Here is a 2,900-nt window from a genome sequence, read left to right as displayed (position 1 = left end):
CTTGCTGGCCAGCCGCATGGCCCATGCCATCCGTTTCTTGGCCATCGACGCCATCGAGGCGGCCAAGTCTGGACACCCAGGCGCACCCATGGGCATGGCCGAAATCGCCGAGGTGCTTTGGCACAGGCACTTGCGCCACAACCCGCTCGACCCGCGCTGGCCAGACCGCGACCGTTTTGTGCTCTCCAACGGCCACGGTTCGATGCTCATCTACGCCCTCTTGCACTTGACTGGCTATGACTTGCCGATCGACGAGTTGAAAAAATTCCGTCAGCTGCACAGCAAAACGCCCGGGCATCCCGAGGTGGGCCTCACCCCTGGCGTGGAAACCACCACAGGCCCACTGGGCCAAGGCTTGTCCAACGCGGTGGGCATGGCCTTGGCTGAAAAAATGCTGGCCCAAGAGTTCAACCGCGAAGAAGACGGTGAAATCTTGCGCATCGTGGACCACTTTACCTATGTGTTCTTGGGCGATGGCTGCATGATGGAAGGCATCAGCCACGAAGCCTGTTCACTTGCAGGCACTTTGCGGTTATCTAAATTGATTGCGCTGTACGACGACAACGGCATCTCCATCGACGGTCATGTGCAAGGCTGGTTCCGTGACGACACGCCACAGCGTTTTGAAGCCTATGGCTGGCATGTCATCCGTGATGTGAATGGGCACGATGCCGCTGCGGTCGATGCCGCCTTGCATGCGGCCAAAGCACAGGCCACACGCCAAGACGGCAAGCCGACTTTGATTTGCTGCAAGACCGTGATTGGTCAAGGTTCGCCCCACAAAGCGGGAACGCATGAGGTGCATGGTGCAGCCTTGGGCAGCGAAGAGATTGCCGCGACACGTCAAGCGCTGGATTGGCCTTATGTGCCCTTTGAAATACCGCCAGACGCGGCCCATGCGTGGGATGCCCGCGCCAAAGGAGCCGCTTTGCAAGCCGCATGGACGGAAGTGTTTCGCGCCTACCAAGCCAAATACCCTGAGTTGGCCGCCGAATTTTTGCGCCGCATGAAGGGCCAACTCAGCGATGCGTTTGTGCAAGGGCAGGCCGAGGTGCTGCGTCAAGTGGCTGCCAAGCCGGAGGCCATCGCCACCCGCAAAGCCAGCCAAAACGCCTTGGACTTGCTGGCACCCTTCGTGCCGGAGTTTTTGGGCGGCAGTGCAGACTTGACGGGCTCGAACTTGACCAACTTCAAAAACTGCAAACTGGCTGCGCCTGACCAATGGGGCAACCATGTGTCGTATGGCGTACGCGAGTTTGGCATGGCCGGGGCCATGAATGGCGTGGCCTTGCACGGGGGCTACCTGCCTTATGGCGGCACGTTCTTGACCTTCAGCGACTACAGCCGCAACGCCATCCGCATGGCGGCCTTGATGAAGCAGCGCGTCATCCATGTGCTGACCCATGACTCGATTGGTTTGGGCGAAGACGGGCCGACACACCAAAGCATTGAGCATGTGCCAAGCTTGCGTCTTATTCCAGGCTTGGATGTGTGGCGACCTGCCGATGGTTTGGAAACCGCCGTAGCTTGGATGTGTGCGATTGAGAAGCACGATGGCCCGAGTGTGTTGGCGTTGTCGCGTCAAAACCTGCCGCGCTTGCTCGCCGACGCTTCAGATGCGCAGAAGGTGCGCCAGGGCGGCTACATCTTGTCTGAGATGGCGGATGCGGTGGCGGTCATCGTCGGCACAGGGTCGGAGACCTCATTGGCGCTGCAAGCGCAAGCTGAGTTGGCCGCGCAAGGCATTGCCACGCGCGTGGTGTCCATGCCGTGTACGCAAGTGTTTGACCGCCAAAGCACGGCCTACCAAGACAGCGTTCTTCCGCTGGCATTACCAACCGTGGCCGTTGAGGCGGCGCATCCTGATTTTTGGCGCAAGTATGTGGGCCGCACAGGCCATGTGATTGGCATTGCAAGCTTTGGCGAATCGGCCCCCGCTCCGCAGCTCTACCAACACTTTGGCATCACCGTGGCGCACATTTGCGCGGCGGTGAAGGGCCTGTTGCCCATGCTCACGTCCATACCCGCGCAAACTGCCGCAGCACCTGCGTCTGTCGTGCCAGCGGTGCTTGGATAAGGGCAACGCACATGATGTACCGCGCTGTATTTTTTGATCTGGATGGCACTTTGGTCGAGACCGCCCCAGAAATTGCAGATGCTGTGAATGACACGCTGGCGTATTTCGATTGGCCTGCGGTGTCACAAACGCTGGTCGATGGCTGGATTGGGCATGGCACGCAAGCCTTGTTGGTTGAAGCCTTGGCACATGTGATGCAGCAATCGGTGCCCGAGGTGCGTCAGAGTGCACACCTCAAAGACGCGCTGCCTGTGTTTGATCGCTACTACCAAGCCCGATGTGGCACCCGCAGCCATCTCTATCCCCATGTGCGAGACGCCTTGGCACATTTGCGCGCGCAAGGCATCAAGCTCGCCTTGGTGACCAACAAGGAAGGCCGTTACACCCAAACCGTGTTGCAGGTGCATCAACTCAAGGCGATGTTTGACGCGGTGGTCAGCGGCGACACCTTGCGCGTGAAAAAACCCAACCCGAGTGCGGTGGAGCTCCATCTCAAAAAATGGGGCGTCAACAAAGAGAACGCGCTGTTTGTTGGCGACTCTTCCATTGACGCGGCCACCGCACGCAACGCAGGCATTGCGGTGTGGCTTTTGCCCTATGGCTACAACATGAGCGAGCCTGTGGCGGCGTGCCAGCCAGACCGCGTGATCTCTGATGTTTCAGAGCTGATGAATTTATAAAAGAAAGGTGAACATGACTATCAAAATCGGCATCAACGGCTTTGGCCGTATCGGGCGCATGGTGTTGCGTGCGGCCACGCAAAACTTCCACGACATCGAGATCGTGGGCATCAACGACTTGTTGGAGCCCGACTACTTGGCCT

The 2,900-nt window shown here is 58.9% G+C and carries 3 protein-coding genes; all 3 read left to right on the top strand.

The genetic code is table 11. From position 1 onward, the window contains the following. The first annotated feature begins 1 nt into the window (after position 1). The gene (gene tkt / locus RMS03_RS02390; RefSeq protein ID WP_405023492.1) at positions 2–2,077 is read left to right on the top strand and encodes a transketolase; all 2,076 of its coding nucleotides are present in this window, start codon (positions 2–4) and stop codon (positions 2,075–2,077) included. Positions 2,078–2,088: 11 nt separating this feature from the next. Beyond that, a complete protein-coding gene (gph, locus tag RMS03_RS02385; RefSeq protein WP_310625515.1) occupies positions 2,089–2,757 on the top strand; it encodes a phosphoglycolate phosphatase in 669 nt (222 codons plus the stop codon). Between the two features lie 13 nt (positions 2,758–2,770). Next, positions 2,771–2,900, top strand: a 130-nt coding sequence (locus RMS03_RS02380; RefSeq protein WP_310625516.1) for a glyceraldehyde 3-phosphate dehydrogenase NAD-binding domain-containing protein, incomplete at its 3' end; no start/stop codon positions are given.

This window comes from Limnohabitans sp. (assembly GCF_031538885.1).
GTDB lineage: Bacteria > Pseudomonadota > Gammaproteobacteria > Burkholderiales > Burkholderiaceae_C > Limnohabitans.
The sequence above is the reverse complement of the archived record's forward strand: the minus strand, read 5'-3'. Positions and strand labels throughout refer to the sequence as shown.